The sequence below is a fragment of the Frankia sp. AgB32 genome, from assembly GCF_023243045.1.
GTDB lineage: Bacteria > Actinomycetota > Actinomycetes > Frankiales > Frankiaceae > Frankia.
The window spans coordinates 1-23263 of the sequence record NZ_JALKFX010000109.1 but is presented as its reverse complement, the minus strand read 5'-3'; the positions used below and the strand labels follow the sequence as shown (position 1 = coordinate 23263).

General features: G+C 73.1%; 16 protein-coding genes. 10 read left to right on the top strand and 6 right to left on the bottom strand.

Going from position 1 to position 23263, the window contains the following annotated elements:
* The first annotated feature begins 629 nt into the window (after window positions 1-629).
* From MXD60_RS24060 to MXD60_RS24045, 4 genes are all read left to right on the top strand, one after another.
* The gene (locus MXD60_RS24060; protein ID WP_248821622.1) at window positions 630-4853 is read left to right on the top strand and encodes a diguanylate cyclase domain-containing protein; all 4224 of its coding nucleotides are present in this window, start codon (window positions 630-632) and stop codon (window positions 4851-4853) included.
* A 172-nt stretch (window positions 4854-5025) separates the two neighbouring features.
* Entirely contained in the window at window positions 5026-5964 is a 939-nt protein-coding gene (locus MXD60_RS24055) for a ribokinase (RefSeq protein WP_248821621.1), read from the top strand.
* 199 nt (window positions 5965-6163) lie between these two features.
* Window positions 6164-6634: a response regulator gene (locus MXD60_RS24050; RefSeq protein ID WP_248821620.1), complete on the top strand. Its 471-nt coding sequence runs from the start codon at window positions 6164-6166 to the stop codon at window positions 6632-6634.
* Entirely contained in the window at window positions 6631-7299 is a 669-nt protein-coding gene (locus tag MXD60_RS24045; RefSeq protein WP_248821619.1) for a histidine kinase, read from the top strand. The genes MXD60_RS24050 and MXD60_RS24045 overlap by 4 nt, the downstream gene beginning before the upstream one ends.
* On the opposite strand, the gene MXD60_RS24040 is transcribed toward MXD60_RS24045, so the two are convergent.
* The 3 genes from MXD60_RS24040 to MXD60_RS24030 form a co-directional block, all read right to left on the bottom strand.
* Entirely contained in the window at window positions 7296-9284 is a 1989-nt protein-coding gene (locus tag MXD60_RS24040) for a hybrid sensor histidine kinase/response regulator (RefSeq protein ID WP_248821618.1), read from the bottom strand. The genes MXD60_RS24045 and MXD60_RS24040 overlap by 4 nt on opposite strands.
* A 106-nt stretch (window positions 9285-9390) precedes the next feature.
* Window positions 9391-11016, bottom strand: coding sequence for an NAD(P)/FAD-dependent oxidoreductase (locus MXD60_RS24035; protein WP_283098903.1), 1626 nt, complete (start codon window positions 11014-11016; stop codon window positions 9391-9393).
* A 187-nt stretch (window positions 11017-11203) separates the two neighbouring features.
* Window positions 11204-12304, bottom strand: a complete 1101-nt coding sequence (locus MXD60_RS24030; protein WP_248821616.1) for a phosphatase PAP2 family protein — start codon at window positions 12302-12304, stop codon at window positions 11204-11206.
* Window positions 12305-12797: 493 nt separating this feature from the next.
* Between MXD60_RS24030 and MXD60_RS24025 the strand changes: the two genes are divergently transcribed.
* Complete coding sequence (locus tag MXD60_RS24025; RefSeq protein WP_248821615.1) at window positions 12798-13553, top strand: SDR family oxidoreductase; 756 nt, start codon at window positions 12798-12800, stop codon at window positions 13551-13553.
* A 29-nt stretch (window positions 13554-13582) separates the two neighbouring features.
* On the opposite strand, the gene MXD60_RS24020 is transcribed toward MXD60_RS24025, so the two are convergent.
* The 3 genes from MXD60_RS24020 to MXD60_RS24010 all read right to left on the bottom strand — a co-directional run bounded on the left by MXD60_RS24020 (window position 13583) and on the right by MXD60_RS24010 (window position 17487).
* Window positions 13583-13966, bottom strand: coding sequence for a hypothetical protein (locus tag MXD60_RS24020; protein ID WP_308222586.1), 384 nt, complete (start codon window positions 13964-13966; stop codon window positions 13583-13585).
* A 1287-nt stretch (window positions 13967-15253) separates the two neighbouring features.
* Entirely contained in the window at window positions 15254-16135 is an 882-nt protein-coding gene (locus MXD60_RS24015) for a TIGR03854 family LLM class F420-dependent oxidoreductase (RefSeq protein WP_248821614.1), read from the bottom strand.
* A gap of 116 nt (window positions 16136-16251) precedes the next feature.
* The gene (locus tag MXD60_RS24010; protein WP_248821613.1) at window positions 16252-17487 is read right to left on the bottom strand and encodes a thioesterase domain-containing protein; all 1236 of its coding nucleotides are present in this window, start codon (window positions 17485-17487) and stop codon (window positions 16252-16254) included.
* A 225-nt stretch (window positions 17488-17712) separates the two neighbouring features.
* Here MXD60_RS24010 and MXD60_RS24005 point away from each other — a divergent pair, with 225 nt between their 5' ends.
* The 5 genes from MXD60_RS24005 to MXD60_RS23985 form a co-directional block, all read left to right on the top strand.
* Window positions 17713-17850: a hypothetical protein gene (locus tag MXD60_RS24005; protein WP_248821612.1), complete on the top strand. Its 138-nt coding sequence runs from the start codon at window positions 17713-17715 to the stop codon at window positions 17848-17850.
* A complete protein-coding gene (locus MXD60_RS24000) occupies window positions 17847-18347 on the top strand; it encodes a hypothetical protein (RefSeq protein WP_248821611.1) in 501 nt (166 codons plus the stop codon). Before MXD60_RS24005 ends, MXD60_RS24000 begins: the two co-directional genes overlap by 4 nt.
* Window positions 18348-18581: 234 nt before the next feature.
* On the top strand, window positions 18582-20537 hold the full coding sequence (locus MXD60_RS23995) for a hypothetical protein (protein WP_248821610.1): 1956 nt from the start codon (window positions 18582-18584) through the stop codon (window positions 20535-20537).
* Between the two features lie 202 nt (window positions 20538-20739).
* Window positions 20740-21930 carry a TAXI family TRAP transporter solute-binding subunit gene (locus MXD60_RS23990; protein ID WP_248821609.1) on the top strand — a complete coding sequence of 397 codons (1191 nt, stop codon included), beginning with the start codon at window positions 20740-20742 and terminating at the stop codon, window positions 21928-21930.
* Window positions 21931-22003: 73 nt separating this feature from the next.
* On the top strand, window positions 22004-23263 hold a 1260-nt coding region (locus MXD60_RS23985), incomplete at its 3' end, for a serine/threonine-protein kinase (protein WP_248821608.1).

The following is a 23263-nucleotide window of genomic DNA, read 5'->3' as shown; positions in this document are numbered from 1 at the left end:
GACGGCGCCATGCCGCGCTCACCCGAGCGTGCTCCGCCACCACCCGGCGATCCATACCCACCGGCCATCACATAGAGCATTCACAGGGACGGAAGAAGCGATGCACAGCCGGGCGGCCCGCCTGCCGCGGCGAGTGGATGATCTCGCGGGTCGAGCAAGTCAGCGACCTTGCATCGCCAGTTGAGTACACAGAGCGATCAGATCCGAGCCGCAGTTCCGCCGTTCGCAACACAGGGCGCTGGTCTAATTACTCAAGGTGCGCACAATTATGCTCTCCTGGAATCCACATCTCAATCCCGAGACAGACTACGACCATCCCATTGTCGCGCGCCGCACACAGGCTGACCGGGGCGCACCCAAACGAGTGAAGGCAGGTGAATCCTGCCGGCCGACGCTCGTATGCTCACCGGCTATCGGATGCATCCGGCCTCCGAAAAGAATTCCTGTACTCACGGTGAGATCTGTCGAGTCCGGGCACCTTCGTCGGACGGGGCGCAAAAATGATCAGGGGTGGCCGGACCGGTGTGCGACATCATCCCGATCGTCAGCTCCGCGATCGCCTACCGACCACGGGCCGCCGGAACCGCCAGGGCCCCACCCCGCCACAGACCTGGAGCCGGCCGCTGGCCGTGTTCATCGCGCTCGCCATCCTGTGCGGACTCGCCCTCGCGCTCGACGCCGTTCTGCTCCGCAGCGAGGAGGCCGCCCGCGTCTCCGCGCAGGCGCAGCTGGTGGAACGGCTCGCGCGCTGGCAGTCGGCCGCCGGCGGGGAGGCGGCGCTGCGGGCGGCGCTGCACCACCTCGACCTGCGCCCGGGCAACCCCGACAATGACCAACAGCTCGCTCGGCTCCGGCTGTCGCCGACGCTCGACCTGGACCACGGCCTCGCCCTGCTCGACCCCGACGGGAAGATCCTCGCCACTTCTCCGGCCGGTCTCGCCCTCACGGCCGGCCAACTCGGCTCGGCCTGGTCGTCCGCCCAGGCCGGGAACGTCTCCGCCCACCTCGTTCGCCCGGCCGGCGAGCCCCCCGTCCGGGCAACGCTCCTGCCGCTCGGCACCTCCCGCCCATGGGCCGTCCTCGTCGCCCTGTCGACCGAGAACACCAGCCGTCAGCTCGCCGCCGGCCTGGCGGACCTGCGCGGCGCGAGCACGGGCAGCGTCTCGACGATCACTCCGGACGGCGTCGTCCTGTCGTCGACCGACGCGACGCGGGTGGGTTCGCATCCGCTGACCCCCGACGAGTTGCGACGCTCCCGCGAGCAGGCCGGCGGGACCCGAAGCTGGAAATCCACCGAGCACGGTGCGGAGATCGTCCACATCACCGCACTCGACTCCGGGACCGGCTCCCTGACATACCTGGAACAACGCGACGTCGCCCTCCAGGCCGACCTGCGGGCCTGGCACAACCGGCGAGATCTCGCCCTGCTGGCGGTGTCGGCGGCGGCGGTGCTGGCGACGCTGCTCATCTCGCTCGCGCGGGCGGCCTCCGTCCGGCGGTCCCATGCCGGGCTCCGGCGACTGCTCGCGGTTGCCCACGACATCGTCTTCGTCGCCGATGGGAGCGGCCACCTCGTCTTCGTCAGCCCCGCGATCGAACCGCTGCTCGGCCACGCGCCCAAAGCCTGGCGGGGACGTCTGGTCTCGGAGCTCGCCCATCCGGACGACGCGCCCCGGCTGCTGGGCCTCATCGGCGACCTCACCCGGTCGCCGCTGCTCGACGTCCGGCTGATCCGGGCGGACGGCGACGCCGACTGGTTCGACGTGGCAGCCCGGCCGCTGCCCCGCCCCAACCGTCCGACGGGGGTGATCATCACCTGTCATGCGGTCGGTGAACGCGAGGGGCTGCTCGACCGCCTCGGCTACCACGCCGGCCACGACGCCCTCACCGGTCTGCTGAACCGCGGGGCCTTCGAGGAGGCCCTCGCCGCCGCCATCGTCGTGGACGCCAGCACCGCCGATGCCAGCACCGCCGATGCCAGCACCGCCGATGCCAGCACCGCCGATGCCAGCACCGACGCGGGCACGCCCACGGACGGCAGTCGCGCCGACGACCCCCCCGTGACGGGCCAGGCCGTGGCGGCCGGCGCCCCGGCCACCGGCACCCCGGGCAGCGGCGACGGGGGAACGGCCCGGCCGGCACCGCGGGACGCGACGGCGGAGGCGGGAATCGCCGTGCTGTTCATCGACCTCGACCGGTTCAAGCCGGTCAACGACGCGTTCGGGCACGCCGCGGGCGACCGGGTGTTACAGGTCGTCGGCGAGCGGATCAGGGCCGAGCTTGGTCCCGGGGATCTGGCCGGGCGATTCGGCGGCGACGAGTTCGGCGTGCTCCTGCGGCACGCGGACGAACGGGCCGCGCGCTGGGCCGCCCGCCGGATCATCCACGCGGTCAGCCGACCGATCGTCGTCGACACCCGGCCGGTGCAGGTCGAGGCAAGCGTGGGAATCATCGTCACCACCGCCGGGCCGATCGCGGGCGGACCGCTGCTGAGAACCGCGGACAAGGCCATGTACGCGGCCAAGCAGCACGGCCCGGGGCGGTACGCGGTGGCGTCGCCGGCAGCCCTCGCAGCCGAGACCGCGGGCCGGGCGGCGACCGGCCCCGCCGCCGCCCAGTTCGTGGTGGGACCACCGGAGGCGACCCAGTCCCCGCACCAGCCGGACCACGGCGGCGTGCCCCCGGCCGGGACGGCGGCCACCGACCCGGCCGCGCGGCGCCCGGGGCAACGAAGCCCGGCATCCCGGGACGGGGCGGTGCGGGACAGGACGGCGCGCGACGCGGACGGCCGGGCGGCGCTGCTCCCGCGCGCGCCGGACCCACCGCCCGGGTCGCCGAACACGGCGGTGGGCCCCACGCGCGATGGCGGCCGGGGCCTCGGGGCGGCTTCGGTTCGACGCCTACGCGGCCAGCGGGGACGGGGCCGCCCACGGCCGGAACACATGGTCGTCCGCTCGCGGCTGCTCCGCGCCGTCCCCTTCCTGATCATCGGCGCGCTCATCCCGACCGTCACCGTCCTCTCCATCGGCATCGAAAAGGGCAGTCCGCGGCAGTCGGAATCGAGCTCGACCGGTGGGGCCGCCATCGCCAACCAGCTCGCGGACAACGCCGCCCGCTGGAGCCAGTCCGCCGACCTGCTCGAACCACTCGCCGAGCTGCCCTGGTCGCTGACGGATCGCGCGGCCGACGGGCGGCTGCTCGCGTCCCGGTTGAGCCCGGATCTCACGGAGGCGAACTCGCTGGTCACGCTGGTCGACATCGACGGGCGGCCGCTAGTGTCCCGACCGCCGGGGCAGACCGCGCCCATCCCGCCGAACAGCCCGGTGTGGACCTGGGCCCGCGAAGGTGGGCTGAAGATCGTCACCGGCGACAGTTCGGACACCCTCCGGCTGCTGGCCGTCACGCCGATCCGCCGGGTCGGCCGTCCCATCGCCTTCCTCCTGCTGCGCCAGACGCTCACCGACGCACCCCTCAACGAACTGGCCCGCGCCGTCAAGACCGCACTCGGCGTCGGATCGGCGACCATCCGCCCCTCGCTCGGCTTCGGACTCACGATCGTCGACGGGGACGGCCGGGCCGCCATGTCCACCGACCCGGCCATGATCGGCAAGTCGCTGGTCGATCGCGACGAGCTCGCTGCCGTCCGCCAGCGAGGCAGCCAGCAGGTGCAGATCCCCGGTGGGATCGTCGCGACCGTGGTGGCGCTGCGGACGACGCCGGCCTACCTGGTCCTGCAGCGGGACCGCCGACTGGCCGCGCCGGGACCGGTGAACCACCCGCTCAGCGACCTGCTCCTGGCAGCCACCGTGCTCGTGGCGGCGGCCGGGGTGCTGTGGATCGTCCTGCCGGCCGACCAGATGATCCGCCACGAGTGGATCTGGCTGCACGTCCTGCTGCACGAGTGCCACGACATCATCATCTGTCTGGACACGGATGGGTGCCCGACGTTCATCACCTCCGCGATCGAGACGTTGCTGCACCACCAGGCCGCCGCCCGGATCGGCGAGCCGTTGCTGGAGCTGATCCACCCCGAGGACCAGGACCGGCTGCGGCTGTTCCTGGTCGAACGGCGCCGGCTCGGCGGGCGAGGTTCCCTGCTCGAGGTGCGCATGCGCGCGGTGGACGGCCGCTACCTGTGGTTCGACATCGAGGCGGGCTGCTCCCAGATCCCGCGCCGACGCCGCTACCACGGCCGCGACGTGCTGCTGCTGACCTGCCACGAGGTCGGGCAGCGCCGGCAGTTGCAGGAGACCCTGTGGCGGCGGGCGGCCCGCGATCCGCTCACCGGCCTGCCCAACCGGCTCGCCCTCGGCGACCGGCTCGATCGGCTGGCCGCGGCCCGGACGCCGTTCACGATCCTGCTCATCGACCTGGACGACTTCAAACCGGTGAATGACACCTACGGCCACCAGGCCGGCGACGACGTGTTACGGGCCATCGGCACGCGGTTGGCCGCAGCCGTCCCCGACTACCCCCCACGACCGCAGGCGGAGCCCGCCATCTCCCCGACGACAGCCGCCCCGACGACAGCCGCCCCGACGGCGGACCTGGCCGGTGGTGTGTTCCGGCTCGGCGGCGACGAGTTCGTGGTGGTGCTCCCCGACATCGACGCCGATGACCTTCGGGAGGCCTCCCGGCGGATCCGCGCGGCGATCGCCGCCCCGGTGGTCGTGGCGGGACGCAGCATCGTGGTGCGGGCCACCGTGGGCATGGCCTCGTCCCGGTCCGTCGCCGGCAGGCGTGACGGCGAGGAGCTGAGCCCCGACGCGGTCTTCCGCCACGCGGACTCCGCGATGTACGAGGCGAAACGAGCCACCCGCGCCGCGCGGACGATGTCCCGCGCCGCCCCCTGAACCCACCCGCCGCCGGACGTCGCGCCGCCGGGCCCGGCCGGTCCGCCGGCCAGCCCGCGCGTCGCCGCCCGGAGTGTCCGCAACGTCCGGCCAGCCGAACCGGACCGGCTCTGTCACGATTGGGCGACCGACCGCCGAGCCGCACCGGTCACGGGCACGGGGAGGTACACGGATGGGACGGGTCGTCGTCGTCGGCTCGGCCAACATGGACGTAACCACCCGGGTCGACCGCCTCCCCCGGCCGGGTGAGACGGTGGCCGGCTCCACGGTGGCTCTCCTCCCCGGCGGCAAGGGCGCCAACCAGGCTGTCGCGGCCCGCCGGCTCGGCGCCGACACGATCATGATCGGCGCGGTCGGCGCCGACGGATTCGGCGCGGCGCTGCGGGACTTCCTTCACGCCGAGGCGGTGGACGTCTCCGGGCTGGCCGTGTTCGACATGGCCACCGGCACCGCCGTCATGATGGTGGACAGTGAGGGCGAAAACGTGATCGTCGTCGTCGCGGGCGCCAACGCGGCCGTCTCCGCCGACGGACTGGACCGGCTCGGCCTGCGGGCGGACGACGTCGTGCTGCTGCAGAACGAGATCCCGACGCGGGTGAACGCGGACGTGCTGACCCGGGCCCGGGCTGTCGGCGCCCGGACGATTCTCAACACCGCCCCCAGCCGACCAGCGCCGCCCGAGCTGCTCGGCGCCGTTGACCTGCTGCTCGTCAACGAACACGAACTCGCCGATCTGGTCCCGGCCGCCGCCGGCCTCTGTACGCGCACCTCGGCCGAGGCCATCTCGACGGTCCGCGGCCTGCTCGCCGACGGCGCCGGGCCGACCGAGAACATCGTCGTCACTCTCGGCGCGGCCGGGGTCTGTGCCCGCGTCGACGGCACGGTCGTCACCCTCGCCGCCCGGGACGTGCCCGTCGTGGACACGACCGGTGCCGGGGACTGTTTCTGCGGCGCCCTCGGCGCCGGCCTGGCCCTCGGCCTGCCGACGGCGACGGCGCTGTTCCACGCCAACCTCGCCGCCTCGCTGGCCGTGCAGCGCTTCGGTGCCGGGCCCGCGATGCCGACCCGCGCGGAGCTCGACGACCTGCTCGCGGGCCGGGCCGGGCCATAGGTGCGGGCCACCGCGACGATCGTTGCCCACCGGGCGCCGGGACCGCGGACAACCACCGCGCGAGGGAGTCCGCAAGTGCCGTCCGGGACGGCACCGGGTGCCCTTGGCCGCCCTGTCCCGGGCCGGACTACCGGTACCGTTGCGGCGAAAGGAAAATCCGTCCTTCCGGGCGGGGCGGCGGCGGAGGCTGGTGGCGGACATGAACGCTCAGGCGGTCGGGCCCTCGGCCGGCAGCGCCGACGGCCCACCGGGTGAGGCCGGGCCGCGGGTGCTGGTCGTGGACGACAACGAGATGCTGCGTTCGCTGCTGGCCCGCGTCCTCGGCGGGGAAGGCTTCCAGGTGAGCACCGCCGGCTCGGTGGAGGAGGCGCTGCGCCTCGACCCGGCCGCCCACGACGTCGTGCTCGTCGACCTGCGCCTCGGTGGTCGCCCCGGCACCGACCTGGTGGACGAGCTGCGCCAGGCCGAGCCCGGCGCGGCGGACCGCTGCATCCTCCTCACCGGCGGCCTGGGGCTCGATCCCGTGCCCGCCGACCTGCCGGTGGTGACCAAACCGTTCACCGCCGACAGCCTCGTCGCCGCGGTCCGCCGGACTCTGGTGGCCCGGCGGGCCGGCGCGGGCCAGCGAACCGAGGACCGCGACCGCGGGACCGGAACCGAACCGCGATGACGGCGCCCCCGGCCCACGTCCTGTTGCGGCTGCTGGTCGCCCTGCAGGAACGCGGCCACCGGGTGTCCGCGGAGCGCCTGCACGACGGCCCGATGCAGGACTTCACCGCGATCCTGCTCGACCTGGCCAGCGTCCGGCGGCGGCTACCCGACGAGCTGGCCGACCGGGTCAACACGATCGAGAACCGGCTGCGCGCCACCACCGTCGGCCTGCACCAGCCGCCCAGCCCGTTCCGCCTCGACCACGACGCCCGGCGCACCCTGACCACCGGCCTGTCCCAGCGGGTCGACGGCCTGCTCGTCGACCATCTCGACACCGACCTGCGCTTCGACGACGGGGAACCGACCGGCGGCGAGATCGCCGTGGCGCTGGCCGCCGTCCAGCTGCTGCTGATGGCCAGCGATCCGGTGGGGACCGGTGAGCGGGCCCGGGTGTCGGCCCGCTGCGGTCCGGACGGACTCGACCTGCTGCTGTCCGTCCAGCCGAGCCGGCACGAACCACCGGCGGACGCGGCGCGCGCCGGCCGGCTGCGCCCGCTCGCCGACCTGATCGGCGCCGAGCTGCGGCATGATCCCGACACCGGCGCGTGGAAGGCCGCACTGACTCTCGAACGCCCCCGGGCCGCCGAGCCCGCGGCCGGGATCCCGCCGCCCGCGGTTCGCTAGGTCCCGGCGACGAACTCGGGCGGGCTGTCGAGCACCTCTCGCACCTTCGTCAGCAGCACCTGCTCGGAGAACGGCTTGCCCAGCAGGGTGACGTCGGGGTCGAGGGTACCGTTGTGCGCGAGCACCGGGTAGGCGTACCCGGACATGTACAGCACCCGGATGCCGGGCCGCTGCCGCTGGATCCGTTCCGCCACGGTCCGGCCGAGCACCTGCGGCATAACCACATCCGTGAGCAGCAGATGGATCTCCGCGGCATGACTGCCGGCGAGCTCGGTCGCGTGGTGGCCGTCGGCCGCGGCGAGGACCCGGTACCCGTTGCGCGCCAGCAGCCGTCGGGTGACCTCCCGCATCGCCCGCTCGTCCTCGACGACGAGGATCGTCTCGGTCCCCGTGAGGACCCGGACGTCGGTTGCCGGCTCGGGCAGGACGGCGACGCTGTCGACCGCCGGCAGCAGGACGCTCACCGTCGTGCCGAGGCCCACGTCGGAGTAGATCTCGGCGTGGCCGCCGGCCTGGGTGATGATGCCGTAGACGGTGGCGAGCCCCAGGCCGGAGCCTTCCCCCTTTGCCTTCGTGGTGAAGAACGGCTCGAAGGCGCGGCTGAGCGTCTCCGCGGTCATGCCCGAGCCGCTGTCACTGATGCGCAGGCTGACGTGCCGCCCGGCCTTCAGTCCCGGCCGTTCCGCGGCGAACTCGTCGTGGATCACGATGTTCGAGGTCTCGATGGTCAGCTTTCCGCCGCCCGGCATCGCGTCCCGGGCGTTCACGGCCAGGTTGACCAGGACCTGCTCGACCTGCCCGGCATCCGCGAAGACCGGCCAGGGATCGGTGTACTGCTGGGCGATCAGCTCGACGTGCTCCCCGAGGGTGCGCCGCAGCATCGCCTCGATGTCGCGGACGACCTCGGCGAGGTTGAGCACCCGCGGCTGGACGACCTCGCGGCGGCCGAAGGCGAGCAGCTGGTGGGTGAGCTGGGTGGCCCGTTCGGCGGCGCGCTGCACCTGCTCGATGTCCTGGCGGGCCGGCTCCCACACGCCGCCGTCACGCTCGGCGGCGTTGGCCACCACCTCGGCGACGAACGCGGTGTAGTTGATGATCACGCCGAGCAGGTTGTTGAAGTCGTGCGCGACGCCGCCGGCGAGCTGCCCGAGACTCTCCAGCCGTTGCGACTGGTGCAGCTGCGCCTCGATCCGCTTGCGCTCCGCCTGCGCGCGTAGCCGTTCCCGTTCCGCCTGCGCCTCCAACCGCTCCGTGACGTCCCGGATCGCCGCCGAGACGAGCAGCCCGTCCTCGGTTTCGAGCGCCGACAGCGAGATCTCCGCCGGGAACTCGCTGCCGTCCCGGCGGCGGGCGGCAAGCTGCATCTGGGCGCCCATCGGCCGCGGCTGCGGGTCGGCGAAGTACCGGGTGCGATGCTTCGGATGGTTGATCCGGGCCGCCTCCGGAACGAGGATCTCCACCGGCTGGCCGACCAGCTCATCCCGGCCGTAGCCGAACAGCCGCTCGGCCTGGCTGTTCACCAGCGAGATCCGGCCGTCCGCGAGGACGCCGACGATCGCGTCCGGCGCCGACTCCAGCAGGCCGCGGAACTTCGCCTCCGCCCGCTTGCGGTCGGTGACGTCCCGAACGGCGGCCGTGACGAGCAGCCCGTCGCCCGTCTCGATCGCCGCCAGCGAGATCTCCGCCGGGAACTCGCTGCCGTTGCGGCGGCGGCCCGCCAGCTCCATGCCGGCACCCATCGGCCGCGGCTGCGGATTCTGCAGGTAGGACCGGCGGTGCCGGGGGTGCAGGGCGCGCGCCGACTCGGGAATGAGGATCTCGACGGGTTCTCCGAGCAGCTCGTCCCGCGTGTACCCGAACAGGCGCTCGGCCTGCGCGTTGACCAGGGCGATCCGGCCATCCGCGCGGACGCCGACGATCGCGTCCGGCGCCGCGTCCAGCAGGCCGCTCGCCAGGGAACTTCTGCTGTGATCCAGATGAACCACCCCACGGGGTGAACGTCGCGCTACAGAAGGACAGATCGTAACGCTGAGGGGACCGCTTCATCATCAGCGTGCCGGATGGCCGTCCAGTCGCCGCCCGAACGGGCAGCTACGCCCGCAGATCTCCCGGAACCGCGCCGAACTGGTCCGTCTGCTCGGTCTGGTCCGTCTGCTCGACCTGTTCCGTCTGCTCGACCTGCTCAGCCGGGGCCGATCCCGGCGCGGACGGCGGCACCAGCACGGCGGCCGACGACTCGTCACCAGCCTGCGCCGCGCCCCCGGCCAGGGCCCCATCCCCGGACCGGGACGCGGCCCTGGCCGGGCTGCCGGCCGTGGCCCACTGGTCAGTACGGTCCGGGGTCAGGACGGGCGCCGGAATCGGCCCGTGCGCGCCATCACGGCCGATGATGCCCAGGTCCGCCAGCACCGCCTCGGCCGCTCGCCGGCCGGAGTACAGCGCGCCCTGGATCGAACTGGTGTCGCGGTGGTCGCCGCACACGTAGACGCCGGACGCGGTGCGCACCGATCGCCGGAACACGTGCGGGCTCGTCATCGCGGGCAGCGCCCGCGCCACCGGGTAGCGGGCGACCAGCTGCCAGTCATCGGTATCGGTGCCGTACAGAACCCCGAGATGGGCGCGCACCGCCCGCTCGTCCGGCCGCCCGCCGACCCGCGGGCCGACCTCGGCGGCCGGCGCGGACTCGCCGTCACCCCCGGAGGGCACGTCCTCGGGCACGCCGAGGACGGACGCGGAGATCAGCGCGGTCCCCGGTGGCGCGTAGGACGGCGCCACCTCGCTGACCACGACCGTGTTGACCACCGGACCGGACCGTTTCGCCCGCGCCGGCCAGCGCGGGTCGACCGATCCCTCCACGACGAGCACGCCGCGCCGCAGCGGCGACCGCGCCGCCCGGAAGTAGTAGGTCGTCACCCCGTGCCAGGTGGGTTCGGTGATTCCCGGCACCAGTCGCGCGGCCGTCGTCCCGTCCGTCGCGACGATCACCACCTTCGCCCGCAACGACTCGCCGTCCCGGGACCGGACGCCGCCGGCGGTGACGATGTCGGCGGGACATCCCAGCCGGATCGTCCCGGGCCGCAGCCGGGCCGCGAGCTGGCGGGGCAGCGCGGCCATCCCCTCCGCCGGCAGCACCGGCGACCGCGCCGCGAAGCTGCGCAGAAGCAGATGGAAGAACCTCGACGAGGTGCTGAGCTCCTCCTCCAGGAACATCCCGCGCAGCAGCGGAGCGATCACCCCGTCGACGGCGTGATCGGACAGACCGCGAGCCCGCAGTTCCGCGCGGGTGCTCCGCTCGGGCCCGGCGAGCAACGCCGCCGGTTTGGTCAGGCTGTCGCGGGCGGTGAGCCGGACGAGCCGGGCCAGGTCGCCGAGGCGCAGCGCCCGCCCGGGCACCAACCCGGCCAACGCGCCCGTGCCGCCGATCGGATCACCCAGCAGCACCGACCGGACGCCGTCCCGCAGCACCAGCCCACGCACGAACGGCCGCGGCCGTAGCGCCGGCAGGTCGATCTGCCGCCTCACCTCCGGGTAGGACGGCAGCAGCACCTGGAAGCCTCGGTCGAGACGGAACCCGTCGATCTCGTCGGTGCGCACCCGGCCGCCGACGTCGTCCGACGCCTCCCAGACCACCACCTCGAGGCCCTGGTCGGCGAGCAGGGTGGCGGCCGCCAGCCCCGCGAGCCCTGCGCCCACGATTGCCACATCGGCCGTCTGCATGGCCACCGTCCCGTGTTCGTGCGTCCGCCGCGTTCGCCGCGTGCACCGCCTGCGCGGCTCCTGCCGCCGGTGCTCCGCGTGCCTCCCGCGCTGCCGTCACCGCACTTCGTACCCCAACCGACTGACACATCCCGCCAGGAGCGCGCCGCCATCCCCGGGCCGGCGGCCGCGCCGTCGGTACCAGGGACTATCTCTGCGACCGCTCGTCAGCAGGCCGGGCCGGGGCGGGAACGCTCGGCGGCGAGGGAACGCCCGGCAGCGGGGGCGTGCTGCCGCGGGAGGCCGGTATGCCGGCGGGCCGCGGACCGGGGCCGTCCCCGCCGCGTGCCGCTGGCAGTGTGGTCCCGGGCCGGTCCGCGCAGCGCGCGGCCCACCAGCGGTTGGCCTGGTCCAGCAGCAGGATCGAGCTGACGACGAGCGACGAGCCGACCAGGCCGTCGAGCCAGTAGTGGTTGGCGGTGACGACCACGACGGTGATCGTCAGCACCGGGTGCAGCACGGCGAGCCACCGAGCCCGGTGGCGCAGGATCGTGATGATCGCCCAGGCCTCGATCAGTGACCAGCCGACGTGCAGGCTCGGCATCGCGGCGTATTCGTTGGCGATCCCACCACTGCCCTCCCCATAGGGGGACGGACCGTAGCGGTCGCCGGTGTCGACGAGCGAGACGTGCAGGACGGACGGCAGGAAGCGGGGCGGCGCGAGCGGGCACAGCAGATGGATGACCAGCGCGACACCGGTCGTCATGATCAGAACATTGCGCACCCGGGTCCAGTGCCGACGGTGCCGAACAAACACCCAGAGCAGCAGGACGATGACCGAAGGAAAGTGGACGAGGATGTAGAACCAGTCCGCGGACCGGATCAGGAACTCGCTGTGCAGCGCGAGGCGCTGGACCGATGCCTCGTTCGGCAGGCGCAGGAACCGTTCGAGCTGCCAGACGCGCTTCGCGTTGGCCAGGGCCGCCGGCTCCCGGCCCGCGGCAAGGTGCCGGCTGAAGCTGTAGGTCCCGTAGAGCACCGCGATGAGGAGCAACTGGCTGACCGCGTACGCCACGGCGCCCACGACTGCCCGCGAACCGGCGAATGCCCGCGAACCGGCGAACGGGCGCGAACCGGCGAACCGGCCGGTCGCGGCGGCGGATCCGGGCTCGACCCCGCCGGCTTCGCCCCGCCGCGCGGCGGAGCCGCCGGGCGGTGACTCGTCGAGCGCGCCGAGGGCATGACGCCCCAGCGGCGAATACACCGCGCCACGACGATCAGCCGAGTCCCTGCACCCGACCTGGGCCATCCCACCCCTCCCGCCTGACGATCCGCACCGCGCGTCCGGTCGACACGGCCCAACTACAACGAACACTGCCAACCCACCAGAATTCCGATCAGACCCGGATTTCCGTCGGGTCAGCGGACACGGCGGTGAGGCGACCCAGGCCACCGTCCCGAGGCGGGACATCCGCCCCTCCGGAACGCCCACCGGACATGTCCACGCCACGAATATGTGGTGTGGACATCCGGACCATGAACGGATGGTCCACTGACAACCCGATCAGGTCACACTGCCAACACAACAAACACGGCGAAGCATGGCAGCCAGGACAGATTACGCCCACCGCCACGCCGAGCGGCGCCGCGAAAGCGACAAACAGGACCACACCCCGCCACGGCCCCCGGCCGACCGCGGTCACGGCTGCCCGGTGCCGACGAAGGCTTCACCCGCGGCGGCGGCGCCCGCGGCAGACGTGACACCGTTCGGGCCCGGCCGCGGTCGAACGAGAGGATGACGGATGGACGAGCGCAGTCGCGGGGTCGCAGTCGTGACCGGTGGTGGGCGTGGCATCGGTGCGGCCTGCGCTGTCGCGCTCGCGCGCCGTGGCTGGGACGTCTGCCTCGGGTACCGGACCGACGCGGGGGCGGCCGACGAAACCGCGCATCGATGTCGGAGCCTGGGTGCCGCAGCGACGACCGTGCGTGGCGATCTGGCGCTGCCGACCGCGGTGCCGGAACTCTTCGCCGCGGCGGACCGGCTGGGCGCGGTCACGGTGCTGGTCAACAACGCCGGAGTCGTCGCCCCCTCGGCGCGGGTGGACGAGATCGACGCGGAGCGGCTGCACCGCATGTTGTCCGTCAACGTCGTCGCCGCGTTCCTGTGCGCGGGGGCGGCGGTGCGGCGGATGTCGAGCCGCCATGGCGGGGGCGGCGGTTCGATCGTGAACGTCTCGTCCGCGGCCGCGCGGATCGGCAGCCCAGGTGTGTACGTCGACTACGCGGCGAGCAAGGGCGCGCTGGACACCCTGACGATCGGCCTCGCCAAGGAGGTGGCGGCGGAGGGTGTTCGCGTCAACGGGGTGCGCCCTGGATTCGTCGACACCGAGATCCACGCGAGCGGGGGCGACCCGGACCGGGCCCGGCGGATGGCCGAGGTCATACCGGTCGGCAGGCCAGGCCGAGCGGACGAGGTCGCGGCCGCGGTCGCCTGGCTCTGCGGCAGCGAGGCGTCGTACGTGACAGGAGCAACCCTCGATGTGACCGGGGGCCGCTAGACGGGCTCGGCGCGGCTGGTCAGCGCTGGTCAGCGCTGGCGGTGCGGGCGCAGGATCACCGTGGCGTCCGGATGCCGACGGGTGTAGCGCACGGCGGCGCGACGGCTGGAACCCGCCGCCCACTCCAGGGTCCACTCGACGCCGACAAGATCGAGCAACGAGCGCAGCCGGTGCTCCAGCTCGTCCCGGGTCTCCTGCTCGGCGACCCGGGCGGCGCACACGACCGTCTCGACGCCGAAGGCGCAGTACACCCCGGCCGTCCATCGAGCCCACCGGGACCATCGGTCCATCGTCGCGATCAGCACGAGCCGGGCGCCCAGACGCGCGGCGAGGTCGGCCGCCAGCAACACGTCCGCCATGTCTGCCAGTTCGCCGACCCGTAGGCCGACCACCACGTGGCGGTCGCTCCGCACCAGTCGGTGAGTTTTCGTAGGCTCCGCCCGTTCCACGTTTCCTCCCGCGATGCTTTCCCAGTGCCGACCGCCCGTCGGTGTGCACGGGATTGTCTCGCTTCACGGCCTGCGATGTCGGGGTATCCGGCAGGTCATCCGTACCCCCTCGATCCACAGATCACCTGTTCGGGATCGCGATTGGGGGTGGACCGGACCCGATGATCCGCGAATACACCAAACGGCAGGTTCCGCTCCGCTCGTCAGCCGCTCACCGTTCCTGGTTGATTGTGGCGGTCCGCGCCGGAAAGGGGAAGGCCCCGCGGGCATCCGGCGCTCTGGAGTGTCGCCACCAGCGGGTGACGCCGACCAGGCATGACCCAGCAGACCCGGGCGTTTACCTCCGGTGTTTCGGTTACGCGTGGGTAAGGTCACCCGTCACTCTCGGGCACAAGGAAGCCGGTTAGCGGGAGCCCCGGGGATCGGTTCGATACCGCCGCCAAACATCGATCCCATCCCCGGAATCTGACGCCGACGTCCGAATACCGTGCGATCGCCTGACCGTCGACCGCATCCTTGGCCGTCCAGAACAGCGCCGTTCACCCAGCCCGCCGTTTTGTCCCGGCTCCGGTCAGGTGACCGCGACGCCGGTCAGGCCGGGCACCCGGCCGACGGGCGGCCTCGGCCGGGCCCTTCGCCGGCCGGCGCGGGCGGCACCGTCCACGAACGCCTGTCATCCCGCAGGCAACCGCTGCCTACCAGCGCGGATACGCCGTCGCACCGACCACCGTCCGCCTCCGGAGGACCGGCTCCCGGCGGCGGACGACCTCGCCGCCGGCGGCTGCCGCGGACTCCGGCGACACAAGCGGCGAGCCGGTGCTCCGCCGAGTCGGGGCGGGTGTCCCGGCGCCGTCGTGAACACCGATTCACCCGGGGTGAACGGGACCTGTCTCCTATTACCGGAAGGTGGTCCTTCGACGGCACCGAAGGTGTGGGGCGAGCGGTCTCCTGCCACCCGGCGGCCCGGCCCGGTGTCGCCGAACGGTGGTTAAGACAATGCGTCGGTCCGGCGCGGTTCGCACTCGCCCGGTACTGACCCGCGACCGAGCTCGGGCGAGCCCGGTCGCGACCACGGTGGGATTTCAGCCGGGTCGCGCGATTACGACATCCCGCGGACCGGCCGGTCCATATAGCGGCCACCGTCCGTATACGACGCGGGCAGAGCGGGAAATCTGCCGCGGGCCTTGCCCAAGGGTGCCCGGCGTCTTCGAGGAAACGATCCGGCCTGGTCCGCCGCCGGCGACCGGGAGCTCAGGTCTCCACCTGCATCAGTTCGGCCGCGAAGGAATCCAGGAAGGCCGGCCAGCCATCCGGGGTCGCCACCGGGTAGATCACGAACTTGCTCACCCCGGCGGCGATGTACGCCGCGATCGAAGCTCGGGCCGCCTCCCAGCCGACGGGGATCAGCGCCGCCGGATCGGCGTCCGGGTTACGTTGCCGCGTCGCCGCGAGGCGTTCGGCGGAGGGCGCGTCGAAGGCGATCGGCAGACTCAGGCCGTAGTGATCGTCATCGATCTGACGCCGCGCGTCCGCAGCGGACCGGCGGATCTCGGCGATACCGGCGGCGGCCTGCTCGGGGCTGACCAGGCTGGCGAGCCAGCCGTCACCGAAACGGCCGATCCGGCGCAGGGCCGCCGGCGCGGCACCGCCGAGCCAGATGTCCAGCGGCCGCTCCGGACGCGGACCGATCCCGATGTCGGTGAAGTCGAAGAACTCGCCGCGGAAGGTCACCGTCGGCTCGCTCAGCAGCCGGCGCAGCACCTCGAGGGCCTCGTCGAAGACCGCGCCGCGCCGGCCCGCGGGCACCGGGTACGCCGCCCGGTCACCGGGCCGCGCCGGGCCCAGCCCCAGCACCGGCAGCACCCGGCGCGGACCGAGCAGCGCCAGCGAGGCGAGCTGCTTGGCGAGCAGCACCGGGTTACGGCCGGGCAGCACCGCCACCCCGGTACCGATCTTCAGGTTGCTGGTGCGGCCCAGGGCATAGGCCAGCCCGGCGAGCGGATCCACCGCGGGCGAGGACAGATGCTCGGACAGCCACAGGGAGTCGATCTCACGCTTCTCCAGCTGATCGACCAGCGCGGCGAAGCCTGTCGGCGGCACGCCACCGAAGCCGATCCCGATGCGGACCTTCATCGGACCTCCGTCCGCTCCTGGCCAGGCGGCCGACGCCCCGACGCGTTCCCTCCAGTGTGCGCCGATTCTGCGAGGTGCGTCACTTTTGCGAGTGACAACCAGTCCTGTCCAGCAGGTCAGCCCGCGCTCGCGCCCGCCGGCGTCGCGGCGAGGTCGGATCGCAGGTCGTCGACGATCCGACGCAGCAGTGGTTCGCGCAGGACGACTCGGTGGTCGCCGGGGATCCGCCGGATCGTGGCGGGACCGGTGAGCACGCCACGCCACGCCTCGATCTCGTCGTGGTCGTCCGCGAGCCAGACCGCCGCGGGACCGTCGTAGGTGTGCGGGCGGTAGGTCATGGTCAGGATGCGACCCTGGTTGTGGAAGGTCTCGTAACGATGCGTCCCCCGGAACCGGACCAGGCCGGCGAGCGGCAGCTCGACGAGCTGCCGGAGCCGGTCGGCCAGCACCCGCGGGCTCAGCAACGGCCCGTCGCCGGCGGCGAGCGGCCCTCGGCCGTCGCGGTCGGGACGGTCGGCCGGCCGATCCGGGTGCGGGCCTTCCAACTGGCTGGTCGGGATGATCGCCCCGGACCGCGTCAGCCGCGCGGTGCCGGGCAGGTAGGTGTCGACGAGGGCGAGCAGCGCGACCTCGTGCCCGGCCCGGCGCAGCAGCCGGGCCACCTCCAGGGCGATCAGGCCGCCGAAGGAGTGTCCGAACAGCAGGTAGGGGCCGGCCGGCTGGAGCAGCCGGATCTCGCCCACGTGCCGGCGGGCCGCGGCCGACACCGACCAGTCGGGAAGGCCCCGGCGCTCCAGCGCGTGGGCCTGCAGCCCGTAGACGCGCCGTTGCCCGGCGAAGTGGCGGGCGAACGGCAGCAGGGCGATGGCGGGTGCCCCGGCCTCCGGGAAGCAGAACAGCGGCGCGCCGGCGCCGTCCGCGACCAGCGGCACCACGGTGGGATGCCGGTCGGCCTCGCCCTGCTGGGACGCCAACAGCTCGGCGAGCCCGGCCGGCGTGCGGGCCGCGACGATGTCCGCCGCGGGCACGCGGATCCCGAACTCGTCGCGCAGCACGCCCGCCAGCTCGGCCGCCGCCGTCTCGCCGCCGGCACGCCCGACGAGGTCGTCCTGCGGGCCTTTCGGCGCCGCCCCGAGCACCCGGGTCCACAGCAGCATCGCCGCCGTCTCGTAGGGGTCGTCGCACGCGACACCCGCCGCGAGGGCCGCTGGCTCGACCGACGGATGCTCTCCGGGCGCGGCCGGCGCGGTGTCCTGGGCCGCAGTGGCCACGGACGCGGGGACCGGGTCGTCACCGTCGACCGAACCAGAATCGGGCAGCCGACCGACCGAAGACGCACCCAACAACACCATCACCTCATATGACTATGCGAAGGCCCACATTCAACACCAGGTACTGACTAGTCCGACGGGGCCGTGGCGGCCAGCCAGATGTCGTCACCGCCCGCCTCCCCCGAGAGACCGGCCCGGATCGGCGATCGCCGACGGTCCGCCGACGCAGGTTGCCGGCCCCGAATAGGGGCAGCGGGCAGAACCTGCCCGCCAGCCATTGACGCGGCGGCAAGTGCCGCTCACCGTATGGACATGGGTGATGTGGGCAAACCGGAGCGGATCGTCGAGGACGAGCCGATCAGCTTTCCCGACGCCGAGCCGTTCACCATTCCGGCGCCGGTTCCCTCCGCGCCAACCCCGGAACCGGTGCCGGTGCCGGGGTGAGTCTGCTCGGCTGGCGCCAGTGGGCGGTCGACCGCGAGGGCCTGTTGCGGCCCGCCTGGACGCCCTGGTCGCCGTTCCCGCCGGGCATGCTGCTGTGGCGCCCCGACGGGATCACCCAGGCACACTGCCTGCGCACGGCCCGACCGGATCCGGGCGCGCCCACCGGCCCGCCGACCGCGAGCCACGATCGGGTGCCGGGTGAGCACTGCCTGTGCGGCCTGTACGCCTGGCGGACCCCGGACATCCTCGCGGCGGCCAGACTCCCACGCTGGTCATCCTTGCCCTGCGTAGTCGGCGTCGTAAGGCTGGGTGGCCGGATCATCATCGGCGCCCGCGGTTATCGAGCGGAACGCGGTTATCCGGTCGCGATCCTGGACCGCGACGGCGTCGTCGCCAGCGAGTACACCGTAGCGAGATATCGCACTTTTCGCGCCCTTGCCGCCGAGTGGACGCCGCCCGCCGCCGAGCCGCAGGGCGACCCCCCGACCACCGGATAAAGCCGCTCCGACCATGGCATAAGGGTCCAGACGGCCGCGGGGCAGGACGTCCGCGCCCGGAAAACGGGTATCAGGACTGGGATCACGTCGACAACGCCGGTCACTCTTCGCATTAAGCGCGGTCAAAATTGTGGGGGTCCGAGCGTCGACTGCGGATATCGTCACGAATGTTCCGTTTCTTCGGCCTCAGGGCGACTCCGGGCCAGGATCACGAGGCGCGAGGGGGGGACCGTCGTGACCAGCTCCGAGCAGGACCGGACCGGCCCCGAGCACGGCGCCGCGAAGGGGGTCGACGCACGCGGCCGGCCGGGTCGGATCGGGGAACGGAGCCTGCCGACGGCAGCTCCCGGCGGCCGGTTCCCGGGGCGTCTGCCGGTCGTGCCCGTCGTGATCCTCGGCTATCTGGGCATCTCCCTCTGGATCTTCCGGGTGGGCTGGCGGCATCCCGGCGAGATCACCTACGGCGGGAACGACGCCTACCTGTTCTCCTGGTTCCTGCGCTGGACGCCGCACGCCGTCGCGCACGGCCTCGACCCGTTCGTCACCCACAGCATCAACGTCCCTGGCGGCGCGAACCTGCTGTGGAGCACTCCGGTGCCGCTGCTCGGCCTGCTCGCCGCTCCGATCACCCTGCTCGGCGGGCCGGTGACCGCCCTGCTGGTGCTGTTGACGCTCGCGCCGGTGATCAGCGGCCTGGCGATGTTCTGCGCCCTGCGGCGATGGGTCCGGGACGGACCGGCAGCGCTGGCCGGCCTGCTCTACGGTTTCGGGCCCTACCTGATCGGTAGCTCCTACGGCCACCTGCACCTCGCGTTCGCACCGTTCCCACCGGTGTTGCTGCTCCTGCTCGACGACCTGGTCGTCCGGGGACGGTCGCGGGTCCGCACGGGCATCCTGCTGGGGCTGGCGGTCGCCGGCCAGGCACTCGTCGGGGAGGAGATCCTCGCGACGTCGGCGCTGACAGCGGCGCTCGGCCTCGGTGTTCTCGCTGCCCGCCAGCGCGCCCGGGTGCGCGGGCGGCTGGCTCCGACGCTGCGCGGGCTGGGGATCGCGGCGCTGGTCGCGGTGGTGCTGCTCGCGTGGCCGCTGGGCGCGCAGTTCCTCGGCGACCAGCGCGTGCACGGCTCGATTCAGCCGTCCGGCATCGCCGTGAGCGACCTGGGTACGTTCCTCACCCCCTCGCCCCTACAGAAGATCGCTCCGATCGCCGCGCTGCGGCACAGCCTGGGCTTCTCCGGCAACGCCGTGGAGGTGGGCGGCTACCTGGGCCTCCCGCTGGTCCTGCTGGCGGTCGGGGCGGCGATCGGCGCACGCCGCGACCCGTTGGTGCGGGTGCTCGCCCCCGTCGGCCTGACGATGGCGGTGCTCTCCCTCGGCGATCACCTGCACGTCGACGGCCGGGTCACCTCGATTCCGCTGCCCTGGCTCGTGGGCGAGCACCTTCCGGTGCTGCGCAACGCCCTGCCCTCCCGGTTCGCGCTGTACGTGATGCTGTGCGCCGCCGCCGTCACGGCCGTCGGCCTGGACCGGCTCGCCGACCGCTGGTCCGCCGGCCGCCGCGTCTCGATGCCGCCGCCGGGCAGCACCTTCCCGGACCTCGACCTGCCGCGACCGGCCGACCTCGACCGCGACCGGGCGGCAACCTCGGAATCCACGCCGGCCGCGGTGACGGGTCCGGCCACGCGGCTGACTCTGGTGGCGGTGGCGCTGCTGACGGCGGGGGCGGTGGCCGCGCTGGTGCCCGCACCGTTGCTCACCACGCCGGCGCGGACACCCGCGTTCTTCACCGGCGTCGGCGTTCGCCGCCTCCCCGCACACGCGACCGCGCTGGTGGTCCCGTATCCGCATCCGCAGCGGGCGGAGGCGATGCTCTGGCAGGCGCAGGCGGGCTTCCGGTTCGTCATGCCGGGCTGCTACTGCACCGTTCCCGGGCCGGGCGGGCGAGCGTCGTTCCACGGGCCGGGGGATGCGCTGACCAGCGCGCTGATCGACGTCGACAACGGGATGATGTCCGGGCACGCTGCGGCCGACTCGCCGCGGGTCCGGGCCGCGTACGCGCGGCTGGCCCCGGACGCCGTCGTGCTCGGGCCGGCGCGCCGGCCCGGCGAGCTGCGGGCGCTGTTGCGCAGCCTGGTCGGCCAACCGTCGCAGCGCGTCGACGGTGTCGACCTGTGGCTGCCCGCCCACTGATCCGCCACCCCGTCGGGATGTCGTTCACCGGACATGGCCCGCGGCGGAGAGAAACAGTCACCCGGGTCGGGTACGCGGGAAGCTCATCGTAGGCGCGGATCGTCTGCCCGGCCGAGAACCCGCCGAGCCCGTCCCACGACGATTCCCGGCCTTCCGCGACCATGGTCGCTGCTGATCACAGCTCCAGAGCGGAGGACGCAGGGTGTCGACGGAGCAGACAGGCGCCCGCCGTCCGCCGCGGCTGACCCGCGGGCAACGAGTCTCCGTCGCCGCCGTGGTGGTGCTCGCCGTCGCCGTGGCGGGTGCGCTCGTCCTCGCTGCCGGCACCGCGGAAACCCGGAGCATCTGGGACACCTCGTCCGCCAGGGCCTGGCCACCGTCCGCCGGCCACACGAGCTGCACGTCCGTGCAGATCTACAGTGGCAATGACGAGTCGCCCTACAACCGTGTCGCCGATGTGCTCCGCAGGCGGCTGGCCGCCGCGCCGGAGCACTTCACCGTGTACGTCAAGGAAACGAGCGGCTCCACCGACAACATCTACCACCTCGACGGGCCCGATCCGTCCCGCTGCGCGCTGGCGATCGCCCAGCTCAACACCACCGTCGACGCCACGATGGGGGTGAACCAGTTCAGCCCGGGCAACGGCGGGCACGCGGTCACCAACCTGGCCACCCTCGGGCCGGTGCACCAGGACCTGCTGCACGTGATCGTGCGGGACCGGCCGCTGGACCCGGGCGACAGGCCCGTGAACCGCCTGGCCGACCTGTGCGACCGCACGGTGGCCGCGGGCGAACCGGACTCGGGGACCCGGCAGATCGGGGACGTCCTGCTCCGCGTGGGACTGCCGCGCTGCTCCCCCAGCATCAACGGCTCGGGCCTCAACGAGGGGCTGCGGGCCCTCGTCACCGGCAAGGTCGACGCGGTCATCTGGGCCGGCGCCCCGGCGACCGCGCAGATCCACGCGATGATCGTCGCCGGCGCCCGGCTGCGCATGCTCGACCTGTCCGACCAGCTCGCGGCGATCACTCAGGACTGGAACACGTTCTACGGCGGTCGCAGCCGCTACTTCCCCGGGGCCGTGTTCGGCCTGGGCAGCCTCGACCACAACGACTATCCGGGCATCCGGGCAGTGCGCACCATCACGATCCCGAACGCCCTGATCGCCCGCACCGACACGGATCCGGCCCTTGTCCGCCGGGCGACCGCCGAGCTCTACCGGAACCAGGGCGAGTACATTACCGATTTGTGGGGTACAAACCCGGCTCATCATAAGATTCCGGACGCATTGTCGATTTACGAAGGCCCGCTTTTCTGTTACATACCGCTTCATCGGGCCGCAGAGGACTACTACCGCGAGCGGTTCGGGCGGGTGCCACGCTGCGGTGCGAACTGACGTGACGTCATGGCATCACGCCAGGCCGGGCCGCCGCGGGTCCCGCCGGTGGAATCTCGGGTGAAGGACGCGCATGCTACGACCACTCACCGATACCGACCCCACGGTGATCGGGCCGTATCGACTGCACCACCGGATCGGCAGCGGTGGCATGGGCGTCGTCTACCTCGGCTACGGCGCTGACGATCAACCGGTCGCCGTGAAGGTGCCGCACGAGTCGTTCGCCACCAGCCTCGAGTTCCGGGGCCGGTTCCGCGCGGAGGTCGCCGCCGCCCGCCGGGTGCGGGCACCGTCGGTCGCCCGGGTGATCGACTCCGACGTGGACTGCCCGCGGCCGTGGCTGGCGACCGAATACGTCGAGGGACCCACCCTGCACGCGGCCGCGCTGGCGGCGACCGGCCCGCTCACCGGCCGGTCGCTCGACGGGCTCGCCATCGGTCTCGCCGACGCGCTCACCGCGATCCACGCGCTGGGCGTCGTGCACCGCGATCTGAAACCCGCCAACGTCGTGCTGTCCTGGCAGGGGCCGAAGGTCATCGACTTCGGAGTCGCCCGCTCGACCGACTACAGCGGGTACACGCAGGCCGGGGAACTGGTCGGCACGGTCGCCTGGATGTCCCCCGAGCAGCTCGGCGGCGAGGTCGCCGGCCCCGCCTCCGACGTGTTCGCCTGGGCCTGCTGCGTCGTGTACGCCGCAACCGGGCGGCGTCCCTTCGCCGGGGAGTCGCAGGAGGTCGTCGCGCTGCGGATCACCACCGCCGAACCGGACCTGGACGGCGTCCCCGCCCACCTGCTCGACGTGGTCTGCCAGGGCCTGGCGAAGCGTCCGACGCACCGCCCCACCGCCGCCGAGCTCCTCGCGCTGCTGACCGCGCAGCCGCAGGACCACTCAGGCCCCGGCCGCACCGACCCCACGCCAACGGCCAACCCCACCTCGCCGGCCAACCCCACCTCGGCTGGCGGCACCGACGGGCAGTCCCCCGACGACGACCGAACACGGCTCACGGGACGCCCACCCCTGGAACCGCCTGCGCCACCGGCACCGCTCCCGACACCGACACCGGCCTCGCCGCTGACATCGCCGCTGACATCGCTGCCCAGGGACGAGGACGCGAGCGGTGGAACCCGACCAGCGCCACCGCGACCCGCCGGACTGGTCACGGCCGGCCTGGTCCTGGGACTGGTCACGATCGGGCTGCTCGGGGCCGGCGGGGTCTGGGCCGCGGGGACCGGGCACGCCCCACCGGTGACGGCCCCCCCCGCGGGCGGGGGGCGCGGCCCCCGCGGCGCCCCACAGCTGTTGACCCGCCCCCCCGCGCCCCGCGGCGGGGGG

Bases quoted from the DNA above. Each gene is read 5' to 3' on its own strand.
- MXD60_RS24055 (WP_248821621.1), top strand. From the start codon at position 5,026: ATGGGACGGGTCGTCGTCGTCGGCTCGGCCAACATGGACGTAACCACC.
- MXD60_RS24050 (WP_248821620.1), top strand. From the start codon at position 6,164: ATGAACGCTCAGGCGGTCGGGCCCTCGGCCGGCAGCGCCGACGGCCCA.
- MXD60_RS24045 (WP_248821619.1), top strand. From the start codon at position 6,631: ATGACGGCGCCCCCGGCCCACGTCCTGTTGCGGCTGCTGGTCGCCCTG.
- MXD60_RS24035 (WP_283098903.1), bottom strand. From the start codon at position 11,016: ATGCAGACGGCCGATGTGGCAATCGTGGGCGCAGGGCTCGCGGGGCTG.
- MXD60_RS24030 (WP_248821616.1), bottom strand. From the start codon at position 12,304: ATGGCCCAGGTCGGGTGCAGGGACTCGGCTGATCGTCGTGGCGCGGTG.
- MXD60_RS24025 (WP_248821615.1), top strand. From the start codon at position 12,798: ATGGACGAGCGCAGTCGCGGGGTCGCAGTCGTGACCGGTGGTGGGCGT.
- MXD60_RS24015 (WP_248821614.1), bottom strand. From the start codon at position 16,135: ATGAAGGTCCGCATCGGGATCGGCTTCGGTGGCGTGCCGCCGACAGGC.
- MXD60_RS24010 (WP_248821613.1), bottom strand. From the start codon at position 17,487: ATGGTGTTGTTGGGTGCGTCTTCGGTCGGTCGGCTGCCCGATTCTGGT.
- MXD60_RS24005 (WP_248821612.1), top strand. From the start codon at position 17,713: ATGGACATGGGTGATGTGGGCAAACCGGAGCGGATCGTCGAGGACGAG.